Annotated in this window: 13 protein-coding genes; all 13 read left to right on the forward strand. The window is 41.5% G+C overall.

Annotated elements, in window-relative coordinates; genetic code table 11:
• On the forward strand, positions 1-692 hold a 692-nt coding region (locus tag ABIN91_RS21385), incomplete at its 5' end, for a RagB/SusD family nutrient uptake outer membrane protein (RefSeq protein WP_348053654.1).
• Positions 693-716: 24 nt separating this feature from the next.
• Positions 717-2,240, forward strand: coding sequence for a glycan-binding surface protein (locus ABIN91_RS21390; protein ID WP_348053655.1), 1,524 nt, complete (start codon positions 717-719; stop codon positions 2,238-2,240).
• 62 nt (positions 2,241-2,302) lie between these two features.
• A complete protein-coding gene (locus ABIN91_RS21395; protein WP_348053656.1) occupies positions 2,303-3,754 on the forward strand; it encodes a cellulase family glycosylhydrolase in 1,452 nt (483 codons plus the stop codon).
• Between the two features lie 170 nt (positions 3,755-3,924).
• Positions 3,925-5,466 carry a glycoside hydrolase family 43 protein gene (locus ABIN91_RS21400; RefSeq protein WP_348053657.1) on the forward strand — a complete coding sequence of 514 codons (1,542 nt, stop codon included), beginning with the start codon at positions 3,925-3,927 and terminating at the stop codon, positions 5,464-5,466.
• A 114-nt stretch (positions 5,467-5,580) separates the two neighbouring features.
• The gene (locus ABIN91_RS21405; RefSeq protein ID WP_348053658.1) at positions 5,581-7,674 is read left to right on the forward strand and encodes a beta-galactosidase; all 2,094 of its coding nucleotides are present in this window, start codon (positions 5,581-5,583) and stop codon (positions 7,672-7,674) included.
• Between the two features lie 19 nt (positions 7,675-7,693).
• Positions 7,694-9,250 (forward strand): glycoside hydrolase, encoded by a 1,557-nt coding sequence (locus ABIN91_RS21410; RefSeq protein ID WP_348053659.1) that lies wholly within the window; start codon positions 7,694-7,696, stop codon positions 9,248-9,250.
• Between the two features lie 3 nt (positions 9,251-9,253).
• Positions 9,254-9,430: a hypothetical protein gene (locus ABIN91_RS21415; RefSeq protein WP_348053660.1), complete on the forward strand. Its 177-nt coding sequence runs from the start codon at positions 9,254-9,256 to the stop codon at positions 9,428-9,430.
• Between the two features lie 309 nt (positions 9,431-9,739).
• Positions 9,740-12,355, forward strand: coding sequence for a TIM-barrel domain-containing protein (locus tag ABIN91_RS21420; RefSeq protein ID WP_348053661.1), 2,616 nt, complete (start codon positions 9,740-9,742; stop codon positions 12,353-12,355).
• 235 nt (positions 12,356-12,590) lie between these two features.
• A complete protein-coding gene (locus ABIN91_RS21425) occupies positions 12,591-14,543 on the forward strand; it encodes a sialate O-acetylesterase (protein WP_348053662.1) in 1,953 nt (650 codons plus the stop codon).
• Positions 14,544-15,059: 516 nt separating this feature from the next.
• Positions 15,060-17,429, forward strand: coding sequence for a PDZ domain-containing protein (locus ABIN91_RS21430; protein WP_348053663.1), 2,370 nt, complete (start codon positions 15,060-15,062; stop codon positions 17,427-17,429).
• A 304-nt stretch (positions 17,430-17,733) separates the two neighbouring features.
• Positions 17,734-18,075, forward strand: a complete 342-nt coding sequence (locus ABIN91_RS21435; protein WP_348053664.1) for an L-rhamnose mutarotase — start codon at positions 17,734-17,736, stop codon at positions 18,073-18,075.
• Between the two features lie 269 nt (positions 18,076-18,344).
• Entirely contained in the window at positions 18,345-20,798 is a 2,454-nt protein-coding gene (locus ABIN91_RS21440; RefSeq protein WP_348053665.1) for a glycoside hydrolase family 2 TIM barrel-domain containing protein, read from the forward strand.
• Positions 20,799-20,805: 7 nt separating this feature from the next.
• Positions 20,806-21,868, forward strand: a 1,063-nt coding sequence (locus tag ABIN91_RS21445; RefSeq protein ID WP_348053666.1) for a glycoside hydrolase family 97 N-terminal domain-containing protein, incomplete at its 3' end; no start/stop codon positions are given.

The following is a 21,868-nucleotide window of genomic DNA, read 5'->3' on the forward strand; positions in this document are numbered from 1 at the left end:
CAAGCAACGATATAAATCCTCAAAAGTCAGGCGCATATGCTGCATTATATCCAAGCTACGACTTATATAAGATGTACACAACCGAAGATTCAGTAAGGCGCAAAGCCACTATTATGCTCATCGGAGATAAATATCCCGAATTGAATGCAGCCGGTGGTGGCTATAAGGCAGACCAGGTTTGTATGAAAAAACACATTATTGGCAACGAAAAAGATAACAATGCGCCAACAATGGACCCTACATCATCCCCTGAACACAATGCGATCCTCAGGTTGGCCGATGTGTATTTGGTATATGCCGAAGCTATTTTGGGTAACAATGCTACTACAAGCGATGGTGAGGCCCTGGCTTATTTTAATAAAGTGCGGACAAGAGCCGGTGTGGCCAAGGTGCTTTCATTGGACGCTGCCACAATACTGAAGGAAAGAAGAATTGAATTTGCTTTTGAAGGACAATATTGGATGGACCTGGTACGGTGGTCTTATTACCAACCGCAACAAGCTGTTAATTGGATCAATAACCAAGATCGGGCCGCATTTAGTTATGATGCTACTACCCGTATAGCTAAAAGGGATACGACTGCTCCCAGACCTACTCTTCCGGCAACTATCAGTTCATTTACAATACAAGTTCCGGGATCGGAGCTAACAATGAACCCTAAATTGGCAGCCCCACCAGTACCCTATTATTAATTAATTAAAACAAAACATATTGTTATGAAAAAAAATTTAAACCTCCGCTTGTGTTTATTGCCGCTTCTCTTCGCGATGGTGGCTTTACTACCTGCTTGTAAGAAGAGTAACGACAGCAGCAATGCTGGTGCTCCCAGTATTACAAGCGTAAGATTGTATCATCCGTCACCTCAGGATACTCTTATAGGTACTGGTAATCTTAATACTGATACTTCCTTTACCGGACACGCAGGAAAATATGTGGTTATAATCGGGAATAATTTGCAAAATGCAACTCAAATCGCATTTGATGGGGTTCCTACCAGTTTTAACACTGCTTTATTTGCGCCGAACAGCGCAGTGGTGAGTATACCTTACATTAAGTTTTCAACAATTGATACTGCTAAACTCTATACTATACAGTATACTACACCGGCAGGTTCAACAACGTTCGCTTTCAAATTAGGCCCGCCAGCGCCAACTATTAGCGCCGTATCCGATGTGTTTGCCAACCCGGGCGATTCGGTTTATCTCTATGGTTCAAATTTGACATTTGTTCAACAGTTTACATATGGCGGAACCAAAATTCCAAAATTTAACTCAAATGCCGATGGCACCGCTCTTGGTTTTCTGATGCCGGCAACAACATCCGACAAGTTAATCAAAGTAACCACCAAATCTGGTACTGCCCTGGCTACCATAAATGCGATGCCGATCATTTACGGCATTTCCAACTGTGATGCCAACGTTGGTGATTCGGTTTATGTTTATGGTGCTTACCTTAAAACTATCCAATCAATTTCTTTTGGCGGTGCTACTATTACAAAATTCACAGAAGGTCCACGTGGCATTTATGTTAAGTTTGCGGCTCCAGCTTCAAACAGCTACTCTAGTGGACCAGTGACCATTGTTACCAGTTATGGAACGGTTTCTACTGTTTATAAAGTAAATTCTCAAAATAACGATAAAGTAGGTCTTTTAGGAGATATGGAGTGGGGTGATAATTTTGGTTTTGGCTGGGCCTCAAGTGAACATTTAACTTATGCCCAAGCCGATTTTAATGGTTCGATGGGAACAAATAATAGTCAGTTTATGTATATTGATAATCCTGTTTTAGCTGGCGGTGCAAGTGTGTACATCCCATTGGGTAATTCTAATACGGGTAATCACTGGTTGCCTGTGGCAAATCTTACAGACCCTCCTTCAAGTTGGGCCCTTCAATTTGACATAAGTGTGGCTAAGCCATGGAACGGAGGTACACTTTATATTAGAACTGATTTTGCAGGTGACAGTTATGTTGCGCGTTATGAGCCATGGAAAATTCCTAATTCAAATGTTACCGTTGCTTTTAAAACGAAAGGTTGGCAAACCGTAATTATTCCTTTATCTGAATTCAGATCAAAAGTTAACACATTAGGGGATGGTGTATCCATTACTCAAATAAGCCAATTATTAGGGGCTACTGGTGCGAATAGTTATAATATGACCCTTAAAAATTTCGATACTTCGCCAACTGTAACTGGTTTTTATACTGCTATTGACAATATTAGGTGTGTGAAAATTAAATAAGCTATAGCCCCACGGCAGCATATCGCCGTGGGGCTTTTTAACTAATTAAAAATTAAGAAAAAATGAAGATTAAGTACTCTTTTAACATATTGATATTTCTTATTACCGTTATATCTTTATCCTCCTGTAAAAAATCAAATAATCCGGACCCGGAACTAACAGTTAGTGCATCCACCATAACTTTTAGGGGTGAAGGAGGAACCCAGGACATATCCATTTCAGCTAATGCCGATTGGAGCATCAGCAATCCTGTTTATTCGTGGTTGCAAATAAGCACAACATCAGGTAGCAGCGGCAGCACTGTTATTCATTTAACAACATTATCGCAAAATACTGCGGCGGCAAGCCGCTCTGGTATTGTATACATAAGTTCTTCAAACGGCCAGGGAAGAAGGTTGATCGTTTCTCAGGCACCAGTCATATACCCAAGTTATAACACCTCGCCCATAGCTCCGGATATGACCGGAATGACCAGTACTGCCGTGCAACTGGCGGCAAAAATGAAAATGGGAATAAATTTTGGCAATACCATGGAATCACCAAACGAAGGTGATTGGCAGAATAGTAAATTGACCGAATCGTATGTAAAATATGTAAAACAATTAGGTTTCAATGCTGTACGGCTTCCCTGTAACTGGGTTTGGACTCATTTAAGCGATCGGAAAAAGGCAACAATTGATCCTGTATGGCTTGCGCGGGTGAAAGAAGTGGTTGGATGGTGTGTGGCTAATGATGTGTATGTGATACTGAATTCTCACGATAGTCCCAATGCCAATGCGGCAAAGCAAGATTCCGTTAATGCGATGCAAAAAGCAATTTGGGAGCAGATTGCTACAACCATGCGGGATTTTGATGAGCACCTTATTTTTGCCGGCTTGAATGAACCTCCGGCTAATACTGCCGGGCAGATGGCCATACTTAATGGTTATCATGAAACATTTATTAATGCAGTTCGCGCTACCGGAGGCAAGAACAGTTACCGGGTGCTGGTTGTTCAGGGGCCAACCACTGACAGTTATTTAACTTCGGATCTGATGACTACTATGCCTCACGATCCGGTACCTAACAAGTTGATGGTTGAGGTACATAGCTACACGCCTTCTGTATTTACCATACTAACCGATGGAGATGTAAGTTGGGGCAAGATGGTTTATTACTGGGGCGCCGGGAATCATTCTACCATTGAGCCGGACCGCAACGCCACTTTTGGAGAAGAGAGCTCGCTGATTACTGAATACGGAAAGATGAAAAAGTTTGTTGATAATGGTATCCCCGTTATGCTGGGTGAATATGCAGCCTGGAGGAGGACTGCCGCCACCAACAGCCAGTATCTTCCTAAGGATCTGGCTATGCACAACAAGTCTGTAAATGACTGGACAACTTTTTCGACCAAAACTATGAGAGCGAATGGTATTATGCCGTTCTTTTGGGAGATAGGTTTTATGTTAGATAGAAAAAATAATGTGATAAAGGACCAGGCTATGTATGATGCCCTTAAGGCTGGATATAACTAAAAAACAATGTGTCAATTATAGCATAAGTTATTCCCTTCCCTGAGATTTGGTTAAGCGTTAGCCAGTCCCGGGGAAGGGTTAACTTCTTTGTTACCTAGCTTAAAGAATAATTGATCAATTGAAATTAACCCTTAACGAGCATCCGTTTTTTAGGTGGAATATAAAAAAGCATGTTTAGAAAAAAAATATTGTTAAGTACGGTCTTTGCTATCTCTTTCTTGGGATGTCAAAAAAATATTGAAGCTCAGACTAATGCGGATAAACCGAAAGTGATTAATGAAAAGCTGGAAGAAAAGTTCGCAAATGTTTCGCCGAAACTTCTCACCAATAATGCGAATCCTTTATTAGATTTTATGTTTACGGCCGACCCAACAGCTGTAGAATACAATGGAAGAATTTATGTGTATGCCACGAATGATCATCAACAGTATGAGAAGGTAGGAAAGGATGGAAAAAATTCATACGAGCATATCCGTACACTGGTTATGATGTCTTCCGATGATATGGTCAACTGGACTTATCATGGCGTCATAAATACAGTAAAGCTGGCACCATGGAGTCAGAATTCATGGGCGCCTTCCATTACATCCAGATTAGAAGCAGATGGTAAAACGCACTTCTATTTGTATTACTCCAATGGCGGTGGTGGCTCTGCCGTGCTTACTTCCACCTCTCCCCTTGGCCCCTGGAAAGACCCATTAGGAAAGAACATCGTCGACCGCTCTGTCCCCGGTGTGGATGTCGGAGCTCCATTCGATCCCGGAGTTGTTATTGACGGCCAAGGTACAGGCTGGCTGGTTTTTGGTGCCGGAACGCCTAAAACACCATATATGCCGGATAATGCCAGAATCGTCAAATTGGGAGCCGATATGATCAGTTTGGCTGGCAATATTTCTAAGATACCCGCTCCTTATTTTAATGAGGCCAGCGACCTTAACTTTATCAATGGAACCTGGGTTTATAGCTATTGTACGAATTGGGATCCACGCACTGAATGGCCTTACAGCAATATTGCTAAACCAACCACATGCAACATATCTTATATGACGAGTAAAACACCCTTAACTCCGGATAGTTGGCAGTATCGCGATAATTACTTTAAGAATCCTGGCGATAACGTGGGTGATAATGTGGGTCCTTTGACAAACAATCACTCTCACTTATTCAAGTTTAATCAGAAATATTATTTTGCTTACCATGCCATGTATTTACAGGATTATTTTAACACTAAGGGTGGTTTTCGTAATGTGGGTATCGAACCAATACAGGTGGATGAAGGGAATGGCGTGAATATCCCCATGGTCAACGCAACTTTTAAAGGTCCGTCACAAACTAAACTATTAAATCCGTTCGTTCTGCAACAAGCAGAAACCACCGCAGGCACTTCGGGACACGTCCAGTTCGATACTACCAGTGTTGTGGGTAATGTGGTTGCCAAAGGACAAGTAGATAAACAATGTCTCATGGTCCGGGAAGCCGATTTTAGCAATCAGATTCCTGCCAAATTCGAAGTCCGGGTGAAGGGAACGGGTCAAATTGATGTTTATGTAAATAATCTTAAAGGCCCAGCCCTTGTTTCCCTTAGGTGTGATGTGAAGGACTGGACTACGCTCTCAAAGCAAATAGAACTGAACATACCTAAAGGAGTGTGGAATATTTATTTTGTATTTTATGGAGAGGGTTTTTTGTTTGATGAATGGAAATTTTATTAATTCCGGTTGCTGGTTTATTGATGCTATTTATATGACATTATGCACATGTACAGTTCCGAATATTGGAAATGAACAAAAAGGGCCTATCAGCTTCAATAGAAAATAAGACATCTTATGATGATAAAAAGATACATAACAATATTATTAATAACCATCTTAATTCCCTCGGCGGTGCTAAAAGCACAGGAAGTTAGCCGTTTTTTCCCCGAAAAAGACTTGGTGACTACCGGTATCTATTATTACCCTGAACATTGGAATGAAGCCCAGTGGGAAAGGGATATAAAAAAGATATCAGATATGGGTTTCGAGTTTGTTCACCTGGCTGAATTTGCCTGGTTCAAAATGGAACCCAGGGAAGGCGGGTTTGATTTTAACTGGCTTGATAAAGTAGTGAGCCTTTGCACAAAATACCATCTGAAAGTACTGTTATGTACACCTTCGGCAACCACTCCAACGTGGATGCGGTTAAATTATCCGGAAACTTTTAGTATGGATGGCCATTACATCCGTGCGGAAAATGGTACGAGAGGATTAGCCTCAATTGTGAATCCGAAGTATCGCGGATTTGTAAAGAAAATCGTAGCTGAAATGGCCATCCGATACGGGCAGAATAAGAATGTTATAGGCTGGCAGGTAGATAATGAACCCGGCGCTGTTACCGATTATAGCCCTTCGTCGCAGGAAGCATTCAGAACCTGGTTGAAAAACAAATACAAAACCATTGATGCGTTAAATAATGCCTGGGGAACCGCCTTCTGGAGCCAATGGTTCGATAGTTTTAATCAGGTGATCATACCGAATACGAGCTTAGTAGGTTGGTGGGGTAACAACCCCCACGCTTTGTTGGATTTTAAAAGATATTCAGCAGATGCCCAGGCAGAATTCCTTGATCTTCAGGCAGGGGTTCTACGAAATTCTATTTCAAAAGCTCAGTTTATTACTACCAATTATACGGCTGTTTGCACAGGTTCTGATCCAACGCGTACAAAGAAACTGGATTTTGCAGCATACACCGCATACCCAAACGGCGGCAGCGATAATATTGGTGAACTAGGTTTTCGTTTGGGCAATAGCGATGTTATTCTTTTCGCTTCAGAATATTATAAATCGGTAGGTGGTGTTTCAGGGGTTATGGAAGTGCAGCCAGGCCCGGTTAACTGGGGTAGCTACAACCCACTCCTTTTACCGGGTACTGTTCGCTTATGGCTGTATCACAGTTTTGCCGCAGGGGGGAAGATCGCTTGTTCATACCGCTTTCGACAAATCTTATATAGCTCAGAACAGTATCATGCGGGTGTTATACAAACGGATGGAGTAACACCTTCGCATGGTGGTGAAGATTATATGCAGTTCATGAAAGAAATAACAGAACTGCGGAGGCAATTTACGCTAGATACGAAGATGCCGGTAAAGCTGGCCGCCCGGTCTACAGCGCTTCTGTGGAATGTGGAAAATTACTGGAGCATTGACAGGCAAAAACAGACAGGACAATGGAATACATGGGATTACCCGGTAAAATTCCTGACAACTGCAAAGTCATTGGGTGCACCTGTTGATGTAATTCAGGAAACGGCTGATTTGTCAAAGTATAAGTTCGTGATCGTTCCGGCTTATGAAATGATTGATTCCGCATTGGTGAAAAAATGGGATGACTATGTAACAAAAGGTGGCAATTTGATCATCACCTGCCGTACCGGCACTAAAGATCGCAGGGGCCATTTTTGGGAGGGAGAGAGTGCCATGCCAATTTCAAATCTGATCGGTGCCCATATTAGCCAGACCGATATGCTTTCATCGTATGGTAAAGGCGAGGTACTAATGAATCCGAATCATTATCCATGGCATAGCTGGGCAGATTTGCTTGTGCCGGATAATAATACCGCCGTGCTGGCTACTTATAACAATCAGTTTTATAAGGGCAAAGCCGCTGTTGTAAAGCATCGGATTGGTAAAGGTTGTGTAACCTATATAGGCGTAGATACGGATGATTCTAAATTAGAAAAGGATTTATTGCGCGCGATTTATAAAGATACTGGTGCTACAACGGAAGACTATCCTCCCGGGGTGTTTGTTTATTGGCGCGACGGTTTTTATATGGCATTAAATTATTCATCAGAAAATTACACGTTAAGGCTGCCGGATGCTGCAAAAGTTTTAATAGGAGAGAAAACACTAAAGCCCGCGGGTGTGCTCGTGTGGACAGAATAATTTAAAAATAGAGAAACAAATGAAAAAAGTATTTTGGGTATTGATGATTTCACAACTGATTTTTTTGGCAAATGCAAATGGCCAGAGAGCGATCAATGTGGATTTTAATAGAACCTCGGGTAAGATGAATCCCATGTTTAATACCTGCGTAGGTGCGGGCAGAGCAAATGAAGGGCTACGTGCCGACTGGCAGCAACAGTTAGCCTATGTAAAAAAGCAATGTGGCTTTCAGTATATCCGGATGCATGGACTACTCACTGATGATATGGCGGTATATACTGAAGACGCTAAAGGAAATCCTCAATTTAATTATATGTACGTAGATGTGCTGTTTGATTTTCTCCACAGCATTGGCATGAAACCTTTTGTAGAATTGGGTTTTATGCCTAATGCTTTAGCAAGCGGGAGTCAGACAATTTTTTGGTGGCGTGGTAATGTTTCGCCCCCAAAAGATTATAACAAATGGCAGGCGCTCATTAGCAACCTTGTTCAGCATTTTACGGAACGATATGGCTCCGAGGAAGTAAAATCCTGGTATTTCGAAGTATGGAATGAACCCAACTTGTCTCCCGGTTTCTGGACCGGAACGCAGGCAGATTATTTCAAATTATACGATTATTCGGCAAGGGCGGTAAAAAGCGTAAACCCGGCGTATAAGGTAGGCGGGCCGGGCACTGCAGGTGCGGCATGGGTTCCTGACATGATAAGTCATTGCAGTAAAAACAACGTTCGGATTGACTTTATCAGCACACACTCTTATGGAGTAAAACAGGGCTTTTTGGACGAATATGGAAATTCGGGTACCGTATTAAGTAAAGATTCGTTGGCAGTTAGTGGCGATGTGTTAAACTCTCGTAAACAAATTTCTGCATCAGCCATGCCCAATCTGGAACTGCATTATACAGAATGGAGCGCGTCTTATACGCCCGCAGACCCGATACACGACAGCTATCAGGAAGCGGCCTATATCTTAGAAAAAATAAAGCAAGTTGGCCATGCGGCCAACTCCATGTCGTATTGGGTTTTTACCGATATTTTTGAAGAACCAGGCCCGCGGTATACACCTTTTCATGGTGGTTTTGGTTTACTTAACATTCAAGGAATAAATAAACCGGCTTTTTATTCTTATCAGTTTATGAATAAGCTTGGAAGCACTGAATTAGCAAATAGTGATACACGTTCATGGGTTTGCAAAAATGATAAAGGAGGCATCCAGGCATTATTGTGGGATTACACCTATACGTTGCCCGATTCTGTCAATAATCAATCTTATTATATCAAGGATTTGCCCGCGAAATCAAAAGGCAAAGTGAGGATCAATCTATCACATGTGCCAGCCGGAAAATACACTATGGAGATTTATAAAGTTGGTTATAAGGTGAACGATGCCTACACAGGCTATGTGGATATGGGCAGGCCCGCACAGTTAAACAGGCAGCAGGTTGAAAAATTAAAAGAACAAAATGGCTCACCTGTTGCAAAACGGCAAATTGAAATAAAGCTTGGTTCCGTGTATTCCCAGGAGTTTGATATCCAGGAAAACGATGTTGTTCTGATAAATCTAATTAAACGTTAATCAATGAATACATTGATATCCAAACTGAAAATAATGATGAAGGTATGCTGCTGCATGCTTTGTTTTACACTGATTGCAATAGGTATTACAAATGCGCAACAAATGCCGAATGATAAGAACCGGGAAGAGAAAATACGGTCGCTGATCAGCCAGATGACTTTACAGGAAAAAGTGGGCTAATTCTAAATTTTATGTACCGGGTATAAAACGATTAGGTATCCCCGAATTGGCACTAAGTGACGGACCACATGGAGTACACGCTGAAATCAACAGGAACGATTGGGGCTATTCCGGCTGGACGACCGGCGCGGTCAGGAAAAATACCGAAATAGTGACCTTTCGCAACCAACACCAATTGAAGCAAGAGATTAAAGTTAAAATGTAATAAAATATGATTTTGATGATTAGAAGTTTTTTTTTATACCTGCCGAAGTTTTGCCAGGCTCTAACATGCTCATCCGCTTTGTAAAATAAATAACTATTAAAAAGATGAAATTTAAATGTATTTTAATCCTATGTATTTTCCCAATTCTTTGTTTAGGACAGGTGGTTAAAAGTTACATACAGACACCAGAAGGTATTGATATTTTCTTACAAAACGGAACATTGGGTATTTATCCGTTATCCAATAATGCTGTAAGAGTGAAGTTTTTAAAAAACCCTGGGGGGAAATTGCCTGAGCTTGTATTTACCTCAGTTACCCAGACTCCAAACTTTCAGTTGTTTGATTTGCCTTCCAAATTAAAAATAAAAACAAAAAAGATTATTGTTTCATTAGATAAGCAAACTGGTCGGTTGTCTTTTGCCGATTATTCTGGTAAAATATTCCTGTGCGAAAAAGCAGCATCCCGGAAACTAATCCCTGATTCAACGATGCACGAACCATCTTTTGTGGCAGAGGAAAGTTTTGAATCCCCAGCCGATGAATATCTTTTTGGCCTGGGTCAATTTCAGGATGGCCATTTCAATTTAAAAAACATCACCCGCCAATTAATACAGGTAAACTCACAAATTTCTATCCCGTTTATTTATTCGAGTAAAGGATACGGCTTGTTGTGGCATCAGTATGGGCTTACCGATTATAATCCAACCGATAATTTTGTAACACTCGAAAAACAGGAATCACCTGCTTCGGGAAATAGTCAAGTAGAAGAGGTTACAACTACATCAGGTACACAAAAAGTATCACAAGACCAATCTGTATTTCTTGGCAGATTTAATATTCCCAAGGATGGGCAATATTCTATGTTCCTCAACTTAGGCGAAATGGGCAACAGGCAACTTGTTGTTATTGATGGTAAACCATGTATTGATCAGACTAATAGATGGTTACCTCCTGCTGTAGGGGCACTGGTAAATTTAAAAGCTGGTGAACATCAGGTGAAAGTGGTATGCAAATCGAATAGTATACCTAAGTTATCATGGAAAGTAACTGATAATTCAACCACTTTTCGCTCCCCTAATGCTAAGTTATTAGATTTTGTCGTGTTTTATGGACCATCTGCGGATAGCGTACTTGCGTCATACCGCAACCTTTCAGGCAATGTTCCAATGTTGCCCCTGTGGGCTTACGGCTTTTGGCAATGCCGGGAGCGGTATAGCTCCGGCACCCAACTTGTTGAAACGGTTAAGGAATTTCGCAAGAGAAACATTCCACTGGATGTTATCGTGCAGGACTGGCAATACTGGGGAAAATATGGCTGGGGAGTTCCCAAATTTGACGAAAGCAATTATCCTAACCCCACAAATTTCATAAAAGAGCTCCATGATTTGAATGCTCATTTCAGCATTTCGGTTTGGGAAAATCTCAGTCAGGATTCGGAAATAGGTAAAGATTATGTTGCCAAAAAACTATTTATTCCAAATAGCCCATGGGTAGATGTTTTTAACCCACTTGCCCGCGAGACACATTGGAATGCTTTAAACCAAAACCTGTTTACTCATGGCGTAGATTCCTGGTGGATGGACGCAACTGAACCGGAAAATGACGCGTTGAAAGGCAAAAAGACATACCTTGGATCAGGTGATTTCTACCGTTTGACTTATCCGTTATTTGTCAGCCGGGCGGTTTATGAAGGTCAAAGAAAAACTGCTTCCGATAAACGGGTTTGCATTCTCACTCGTTCCGCATTTCCGGGCCAGCAACGGTACGGAATTATAAACTGGTCGGGAGATATTGGGAGTACATGGGATGCTTACAAACTTCAGATTGTGGCTGGCTTAAATTATACCATTACCGGATTTCCGTATTGGACAACTGATATCGGTGGTTTTTTCCGCCCCGGGCAATCACAATATACCGATTCAAAGTATCACGAATTACTGACACGCTGGTATCAATGGGGGGCATTCAATCCTATTTTTCGGATACATGGGTACCAATCTGAAACGGAACCTTGGAAATACGGGCAAAGTGTAGAAGACAATATGCGTAAGATGCTGAACTTGCGCTATCGCCTATTGCCATATATTTATTCAGAAGCTTGGCAGATAACAAAAAGTGGATCGACCTTGATGCGTCCGATGGTGATGGACTTTAGGGAAGACGCAAAAGCAACAGATCAGCCATTTGAATTTTTATTCGGAAAATCTATTCTTGTTGCCCCAATCACCGAACCACGAGTAACAGAGAGAGAGATTTATTTACCTAAAAATATAATTTGGTTTAATTTTTGGAATGGGGAAAAAATTAAAGGTGGAAAAACCATAAAGACGCCCGCCCCATTGGATATAATTCCTTTGTTTGTTCGGGCTGGTTCGATCATTCCTTTTGGCAAATCAGTTCATTATGCAAATGAAAAACCTGCCGATACTTTGGAGATCCGTATTTATAGCGGAGCCGATGGCAAATTCAGTTTATACGAAGACGAATTCGATAATTATCACTATGAAAAAGGAGTATATTCTACAATCTCTTTTCTATGGAGTGATGCAATAAAGACATTGACTATCCAAGACCGTAAAGGGTCCTTTCCGGGAATGCTTACAAAGCGGAAATTTAATATTGTTTTGGTTTCTAAAGGGAAGGGTGCGGGAATAAACCCGGATAGCAAAATTGATAAGATGATTAGCTTTTCCGGAAAAAAAATTGTGGTTAAACTATAAATACATATGATTAGAATTTTTAGAGATATTGAATATAAGGATATGAAAATAAATATAAGGTTTATGAATAGAAGTTTTTTTTTGGGTGATTGTTTTTTCTTTATGCCCAACCGCATTTTGCAGCGCTCAAACCAGCGCTCCCAAACCATTTGGCCCGGCCCCAACCAGTAATCAGTTGCGTTGGCAACAAATGGAATCTTAAAAACATTGAAGACCAGTTTAATCGACTAAAAAAATGAAAATAAATATACGAATAGCATTAGCTTTTTTTACAATAGTCCATTTTTTTCAAACACCAGGTTATGCCCAAATAAAGTTGCCCAAAGTATTTGGCGACAATATGGTTTTGCAAAGAGGTATAGCCATTCCTGTTTGGGGAAATGCCACTCCGGGATCTTTGGTTGTGGCCACGCTTGGCAAAGCAACTATAAAAGCAAAAACTGATACGGGGGGCAAATGGATAGTGCATTTTCCGAAGTTTAACGCAGGCGGTCCCTATGACCTCAAAATTTCCGAGTCAGGAAAACCAGAATTTGCGATCACACTAAAAGGCATCCTGATCGGTGATGTCTGGCTGGCTTCAGGACAGTCCAACATGGAATGGCAAGTACAGCAGGCAAAGGATGCTCCGAATGAAATTGCCAAAGGCAATTTCCCCCAGATCCGCTTCCTCCAGGTAGAGCATGATATTAAATTTACCCCTCGATCTGATTTTTTAGCGGGTAAGTGGAAACTATGCGACACGAGCAATATAAAGCAGTTCTCCGCGGTAGCCTATTATTTTGCCCGAAAAATACATCAGGAACAAAATGTACCCATCGGTATTATTCAAAGCACCTGGGGCGGAACGCCGGTACAAGCATGGACAAGCCGGGAAATGCAGCTTTCATCGTCTATTACCAGGGCGAAAACGCTTGCCAATGATACGCTTACTCAAAACAATATTGTCAAAGACAGCCTCGCTATGATCCGTTTTTGGGATGTCGTTTATCACCCCCAAAACAATTCGGATAAAACGGTTCCCTTACCGGAATATGATGATTCTGGTTGGACCGCGGTTGAGATGCCCCGTCTGATTAAAGATTTTGGGATCGGAAAATATGAAGGGATGATGTGGTTACGTAAGAAAATCGTGTTACCTCCTTCTTTTGCAGGAAAAACTTTAGTACTGAATATTGGCCACCCCGAAGTGAATTACTCACTTTATTTTAATGGTGCCGAAATATGCAAAACAATTTGGAATAGCAATTCAAAGCATTCTTATACCATTCCGGTCAGCCTCGTTAAAAATGGTGAAAATACCATTGCGATCAGAATGGCTATGCTGTGGGGCGGTGGCGGATTGAATTCTCCGGCCGAGAATATTTATATTACCGATGGAGACACAAAGGTTTCTTTAGCAGGAAAATGGTTGTACAACAAAAACATTGAACCAGCCCTACCTCAAATTCACAATTATCAGAATTATTCCGCAACGCTGTTTAATGCCATGATTAATCCGCTGATTCCTTTTGGGGTTAAGGGGTTTATCTGGTACCAGGGAGAGGCAAATGATTCAGAAGCTTACCGTTACCGGGAAGTATTCCCCATGTTGATCAACGACTGGCGACAACGCTGGCATCAGGGTAACCTGCCTTTTTTATATGTTCAGTTAGCCAATTTTAAAAAACTACAGCCAGAACCATCAGAAAGTGAATGGGCCGAACTGAGAGAATCACAATCACTAACATTGTCGCAGCCCAACACAGGTATGGCTTGCATCATAGATATCGGGGAAGCAAATAGCATTCACCCTCTAAATAAGCAGGAAGTTGGACGCAGGATGGCGCTGGTAGCTGAAAAAAAAGCATATCAGAAGAATGTTGTCGCATCGGGACCCATCTATAAAAAATACGTTGTTAAAGGAAATAACATCATTATAAGTTTTACCGATACAGGTTCGGGGCTCGCAATAAGCGATACTGCCCGGTTAAAAGGGTTTGCTATCGCCGGAAAGGACAAAAGGTTTTATTGGGCATCTGCCAGGATTGAAGGTAATGAGGTAATTGTAAGTTCGGATAAAATAGATGTCCCGGTTGCTGTACGTTACGCCTGGGCCGATAATCCGGTTTGTAACCTTATCAACAAGGATGGCTTACCGGCTGTGCCTTTCAGAACGGATGATTGGAAGGGGATTACTCAAAAATAGTATTAGTTAGCGATAAGAATGAAGTTACTGAATATGACTATAAACAGAATTGAAAAGTATTTAAGAGAGCACGATCACTCTGCTCCGGTAGCAAAAAAGGAATAATTATCATATAAACAAATAACCATTTAAGAAAATCATTTCGCATCAATGAAAAAAACATTTAGTCTCTGTGCTGCTATATTTAAACTTACAGCTTTTGTTGCACATGCACAGCAAAAGGTTATGGACGATTTCGATACCTTAAACCTAAAACCGAGTTTCTTGTTGGGAACAGGTATAATCAGTCGGCAATTGTTGCTAATACCTATAAAAATTGTGTTGGTTCCAACAGTTCATTTTTTCCTATCGAAGGATCAATAGGTGAGCGAAAGGTTGTAATCAATCTGACCAATAAATATTTAGATAATAAAAATGAAGTAGACACTTTTGAATTTAGAGTCAGATAAGATATCCAGTAATATTTGTTTAAACCCCAGTCGTGTAACTTCAAAACTAATTCTAAAATTGTTTTAAATGCAGAAAATCAAAAGCGTTATCATAACGACAGTTTTACTTGCTGGCTTCCTATGGCCGACTAGTAGCAATGCACAAACAAATTTATATGTTTCCGTGAGAGGTAATGATAATGCCCCTGGCACCAAAAGCAAGCCATTTGCTTCTATTAACGCCGCATTGACCATGGCTCGTAAGTTTTCGGGCGCCGTTTTCATCAAGCTTTACGGAGGTACGTATTATTTGAGCAAGCCTATTGTATTTAGTTCTGCCGACTCGAGGAAAGATGATGAACCATTGACTATAACGAGTGTTGACCATCAAAAGGCTATAATAAGCGGCGGTGCTATGCTAAGCGGTCTGAACTGGACAGAATATAAAAATGGCATCCGGCAGGCTAAGATAGTTCAAGACCTTGTTTTTGATGAGCTGCTTGTGAACGGAAAATTACAGCAGATGGCTCGTTACCCCAACTATGACCCTTCGGTACAGTTTCTTGGTGGTACAGCAGCCGATGCGATCAGCAAAGAACGGGCAGCAAGGTGGAAGTCGCCCGCGGGTGGATATGTACATGCTCTGCACAGTGCAAAGTGGGGCGATCTTCATTATATCATCACAGGGAAGGGCAGCAATGGCCAGCCTATACTGGAAGGGGGCTGGCAAAATAACCGGCGGTCGGGCATGCATGAAAAATATCGTTATGCAGAGAATATTTTTGAAGAACTTGATACGGTTAACGAATGGTATTACGATAAGAAAGCTAAAACCTTATATTATTTTCCGCCTTCGGGCTTTGATCTGAAGGCTGCAAGATTTGAAACGCCGCAGCTGGCCCATTTATTTGAATTTAGAGGCACGGAGGAAAAGCCGGTTAAAAATATTACCATCTCCGGCCTTATATTAACAGAGACGGTACGCACCTTTATGCAAAACAAAGAACCGCTGCTACGTAGCGACTGGACGATTTATCGTGGTGGGGCGGTATTGTACGAAGGCTCCGAACGTTGCCGCCTCGAAAATTGCGTGCTGCATGATTTGGGAAACAACGCTGTGTTTTTTAGTAAATACAATCGAGACTGTGAAATTTCAGGTTGTTTGATCTCCGAAATTGGTGCGAGCGGAATTTGTTTTGTAGGCGATCCGGCTGCGGCACGTTCGCCCAGTTTTGAGTATAACGACTATATACCACCGACACAAATTGACCTTACACCCGGACCCAAAACAAATAATTATCCAAAAGATTGTAAAGTTTATGATAACCTGATGTTTGACCTTGGTTATGTCGAAAAGCAATCGACCGGTGTGCAACTGTCAATGAGTCAAAGCATCACGATAAGCCACAATACTATTTATGATGTACCCCGTGCAGGCATAAACGTAAATGAAGGAACATGGGGTGGGCATATCATTGAGTACAACGATGTTTTTAATACGGTAAAGGAAACCGGCGACCACGGTTCTTTTAATTCCTGGGGCCGCGACCGCTACTGGCAGGCTGATAAAAGTAAACTTGATTCAGTTGTTGCTGTAAACCCCGGATTGGCTCTTCTTGATGTTGTGAAACCAATCATCCTTCGTAACAATCGGTTCCGTTGCAACCATGGGTGGGATATTGACCTAGATGATGGATCAAGCAACTATTTAATTTACAATAATCTGTGTTTAAACGGTGGTATTAAACTGCGGGAGGGCGTACACCGTGTTGTTGAGAACAATATCATGATCAATAATACCTTTCACCCTCATGTATGGTTTAAAAATAGCGAAGATGTATTTCGTCATAACATTGTTGGGACAGCATATTTACCTGTTCGTATTCCGGTTTGGGGAAAAGAAGTTGACTATAACACCTTTCCCGACTCGCTTTCGTTGGCTAAAGCCCGTGTGCGTGGGACCGATAGTCATTCTGTGTATGGCTCATTAACTTTTAAGAATCCTGAAAAAGGAGATTTTCGGGTAACAGAAGGCTCCGCCGCTTTGACGGCAGGGTTCAAGAACTTCGCTATGGATAATTTCGGCGTTGTTTCAGAGCGGCTAAAAAAGATTGCCAAAAAACCGGTTTTCCCGTCAGTAATTACAGTCTATAACATAGACCCAGATGATACAATAGATTTTATGGGGGCCAAAATAAAAACCATGCATACACTTGGCGAGCAATCTGCAACCGGCATGAATGAAATAAGAGGTGTAATTGTGGTGGGGGTAGCCTACGGATCAGCTGCATCAGAATTTCTTCAGGTTAACGATGTGATACTGACTTTGAATAGAAAGCAAGTGAATAACGTTAAAGATCTGCTGGAAACACAGACGGCGAGTATCGGTAAAACAACCGAAATAGTGACCTTTCGCAATCAACGACAATTGAAGCAAGAGATTAAAATGAAAATGTAGTGAAAAACAACCCTTTAATGCAATTGAAAAATTTAAAACAGAAAAAGTACACTATATCAACTAAGGGCTTTGAAGAATGCAGAAGACAGCAATAATACCGGATATGCAAAAGTGGACTTAACTACAAACAACCTTATCAGCCGGTATCAGAAAGAATCCGCTTTCAAATTTTAATGTAAAATATTATAAATCAGCTTAATTATTTAAAAAATGAACAAAAACACACGAAAATCATTAGTGCTTTTTAGCTGGAAAGGAATTGCTGAAAAATGAATATACAACTTGAAAAAATAGAAAGAGCAAGATGAACCGCTACTGTAAAACAATGGAATTGCGTAACCACCCGGAATTAATTGAAGCTTATAAAATGGCGCATGCACAAGGAGCTGCATGGCCGGAAATAACCCAAGGAATGAAGGAAGTGGGAATTATAGATATGGAGATATATCTACTTGGCACCAGACTTTTCATGATTATGGACACTGTAGCCGTTTTTGACCATGACAAAGCAATGGCCGAATTGGCGCTAAAACCACGTCAAAGCGAATGGGAAGCACATATGTCGCAATTTCAGGATAGCAATGAGGCATCAACTGCCAGTCAGAAATGGCAATTAATGGAGCGCATTTACAAAATGGATCAATAAATAGAAATAATATGTATCGCGTGTTTAAATATTGCCTTTTTGCGGGTTTCGCTTTTCTTAATTCTATTGATGCTACAGCACAAAACAGAGCAACTACCTCATCAAGAACCAAACAGAATTTTGATTTCAACAGGCAGTTTCCTAAAGGCGATATCGCTATCAAACGAGGGTGCTCTTAAAGGAGACGAAGTGATTGTTAAAGTACAATAAAGTTGAAATATTATATAAAAAAAGTACAGATCATAATGAAGCTCCATAAAATTAACAGCATGAGATATCTCGGGAGAGCAATAGTTACAGCCTTATTATTTTTTGCTGGCAATATGGTATGCTATGGTCAAAACCTTGATAAAACCGAACGAAAACAATTGTTTGATCATAACTGGAAATTTTTTCAGGGAGATACAGCATCGGCAGGGTCAAGGGATTTTAATGATATAGCCTGGCGAGGCCTTGATCTACCGCACGATTGGAGTATTGAAGGGCAAATAAGTCCTAAAAACCCTACCGGGGGTGCAGGCGGATACTTTCCAGCAGGAATTGGTTGGTACCGGAAAACTTTCAGGGCTCCGGTTGGATGGAAAGGCAAAAAGATCTCCATTTACTTTGAAGGAGTTTATATGAATTCTGAAGTTTTTATTAATGGAAAATCACTTGGAATTTACCCTTACGGCTATTCGTCATTTAGTTATGACCTATCGCCTTTTTTGGATCTCAATAGTAAAAATGTGATAGCGGTACGGGTAGATAATTCGCAACAAGTAAACAGCAGGTGGTACAGCGGCTCAGGCATCTATCGCCACGTTTGGATGATGGTTACCGATGCTGTGCATATAGCTGAATGGGGAGTAGCGATCACAACCCCCGATGTGTCTTCAAAAAAAGCAACTGTTCAAATTAAAACATTAATCAAAAACGAAACCGGGTTGCCTCAAAGTGTTGTTGTTAACACACGATTACTGGACGCAAATTCTAAAAATGCAGGAAATGATCAGACAAAGATTGAACTGCCTGCTCATAGCGAGAAAGAAGTTTCCCAAACGATAATCGTAGCATATCCCCTGTTATGGACACCGGAAAAACCTGGTTTATATAATGCCCAGATACAGATATTACAAAATAAAAAAGTAGTTGACGAAACCGAGACTATGTTTGGCATACGTTCTATCAAATTTACTGCTGAAAACGGATTTCAGCTTAATAGGAAAACAATAAAGCTGAACGGAGGGTGTGTGCACCATGACAATGGCTGCCTGGGTGCTGCCGCCTTTGACCGTGCAGAAGAGCGTAAGGTTGAGTTACTCAAAGAAGCCGGATTTAATGCTGTGAGAACTTCTCATAATCCACCTTCAGAGGCTTTTTTAAATGCTTGCGACAGGTTAGGCCTAATGGTTGTTGATGAATCGTTTGATTGTTGGAGAGTAGGCAAAAATAAACATGATTATTCACAATATTTTGGCCAGTGGTGGAAACGCGACTTAAATGCAATGGTTTTGCGCGATCGTAATCATCCATCCATTGTTATGTGGAGTATTGGTAATGAAATAGTGGAGAGAGGTAGTGCCGAAGCGGTGGAGACGGCTAAGATGCTTGCAAAAGCCATAAAACAAATAGACACCGTCCGCCCGGTTACATCCGCGATTGTAGATAATGGTAAAGAATGGTCAACTTTAGATCCCCTGATGGCAGCGCATGATGTTGGTGGTTATAATTATCATTTATGGAGCGAGGCTGCCGACCATCAGCGGGTACCCTCACGAATGATCGTTCAAACAGAGTCGTATCCCAAGGATGCTTTCGCAAATTGGAAGTTGGTAAATAACAACAATTATGTTCTAGGAGATTTTGTTTGGACAGCTATGGATTACCTTGGCGAATCAGGGATAGGCCGCTGGTATTATTCCGGTGAAACGCCTGGTGAGCACTGGGAACACGATCTTTTCCCATGGCATGGCGCCTATTGTGGCGATATTGATCTGATCGGATGGAGAAAGCCGATCTCGCATTATCGTAACCTGTTATACAACAATACCGAAAAGCTCTATATGGCTGTCCGTGAGCCCGATCTGGATCTGAAGGAGATTAAAACAACATTGTGGTCGGTGTGGCCGACCTGGGATAGCTGGACCTGGCCGGGTTTTGAAGGAAAGGACATTCAAGTAGAAGTTTATTCAAAGTACCCTAAAGTACGCCTTTACCTCAATGAGAAACTCATTGGCGAAAAATCAACTATTGAGGAGCAGGAGTATAAAGCTGAATTTACACTACCCTATTCACCTGGGCGGCTTAAAGCGGTTGGTGTGGATCATGATAAAGAGATTGAATCAACCGTTTTACAAACGTCTGGGGATGCTGCAAAGATCAAGGTGATCGCTGATCGGAAAGAGATAACGGCTAATGGTCAGGACTTGTCTTATGTTACCATTGAGATAACAGATAAGAACAGTATTCTTCAACCAAATGCTACAAACCGCCTGAACTTTAAAATTGAAGGGCCTGGTACAATTGCCGGAGTTGCCAATGCTGATATGAAAGATACCGACCCATATGTTGGGAATACGCACACAACATGGCACGGACGGGCGTTGCTTGTAATTAGAAGTACCCACGATGCCGGAAATATTAAACTTATAGTCAGTTCATCTGGTTTGCCGGAGATTACTTTAAAGATCAATGCAATTAAGCGGCGAAAATATTCCAACAGTAGTAAACCACTTTTATAAATAAAAAATGAAAAATCTTTTTTTAGTTCTGAGCCTTTTTTTAGGCCCGGTGAGTTACGCCCAGCAAGTTCTATCACCTAATCAAAAAATCAAGGTAGTTGTAGAAATGCAACCCACCGGCCAGGCTTATTTTAAAGTACTGTATAAAAGCAACGGTGCTTATGTTGAAGCCTTACCCGCCTCGCCATTGGGTATTTTAAGGGAAGACCAGCAGTTCGTATCCGGTCTCAAGTTCATTGGAGAGAGCAAGCCCGTTGCAGTTCATGACCAATACGAGATGGTGACAGGAAAGCGGAAGCTTTGCGAAAATTTTGGCACCGAAAAAACATTAAATTATCAGAATGCCTCAAAACAGCACCTGAATATCACCTTCAGGGTTTATAATAACGGGGTTACGTTCAGGTATACTTTTCCCAACAAATCCGACTCCGCGTTATTGATCAAAGATGAAGCGACGGGCTATGTAATTCCTGAAGGTACGGCAAGGTGGATGCAGCCATTTGATCAAGCTTATGAAAGTTTTTATCCGCTTAATACCAGTGGAACGGATGAAAAAAACAAAAATGAATGGGGCTATCCTGCCTTGTATAAGGTTAACAACCAGCCCTTGTGGGTATTAATTTCTGAAGCGGGCATAAGCAGGCAGAATTGCGCGGCCCGGTTGAACAATAAGCAAAACACTAACCTGTATAAGGTGAGTTACGCTCCGGCCAAAAAGGGTTGGCATGGCGGAGCTGTTTCCAGTTTGCCCTGGAGATCGCAATGGCATGTAATGATCGTGGGTGACCTGGCTGATCTGGTAGAGAGCACATTGATCACTGATGTGAGCGAACCTGCCGCTTTTAAGGACACCAAATGGATCGAACCGGGAGCCGTAGCCTGGGTGTATTGGGCATACAATCATGGTTCAAAGGATTATCAAAAAGTAATAGAATACATCGATCTGGCTGTGAAGATGAACTGGCCGTATGTACTTATTGACTGGGAATGGGATGTCATGTCGAATGGCGGAACTATAAAAGATGCGTTGAGTTATGCGAAGAGCAAAGGAGTTAAAACGCTTTTGTGGT

Origin of the sequence: Mucilaginibacter sp. (assembly GCF_039921305.1) — a bacterium.
In the GTDB taxonomy this organism is placed as follows: Bacteria; Bacteroidota; Bacteroidia; order Sphingobacteriales; family Sphingobacteriaceae; genus Mucilaginibacter.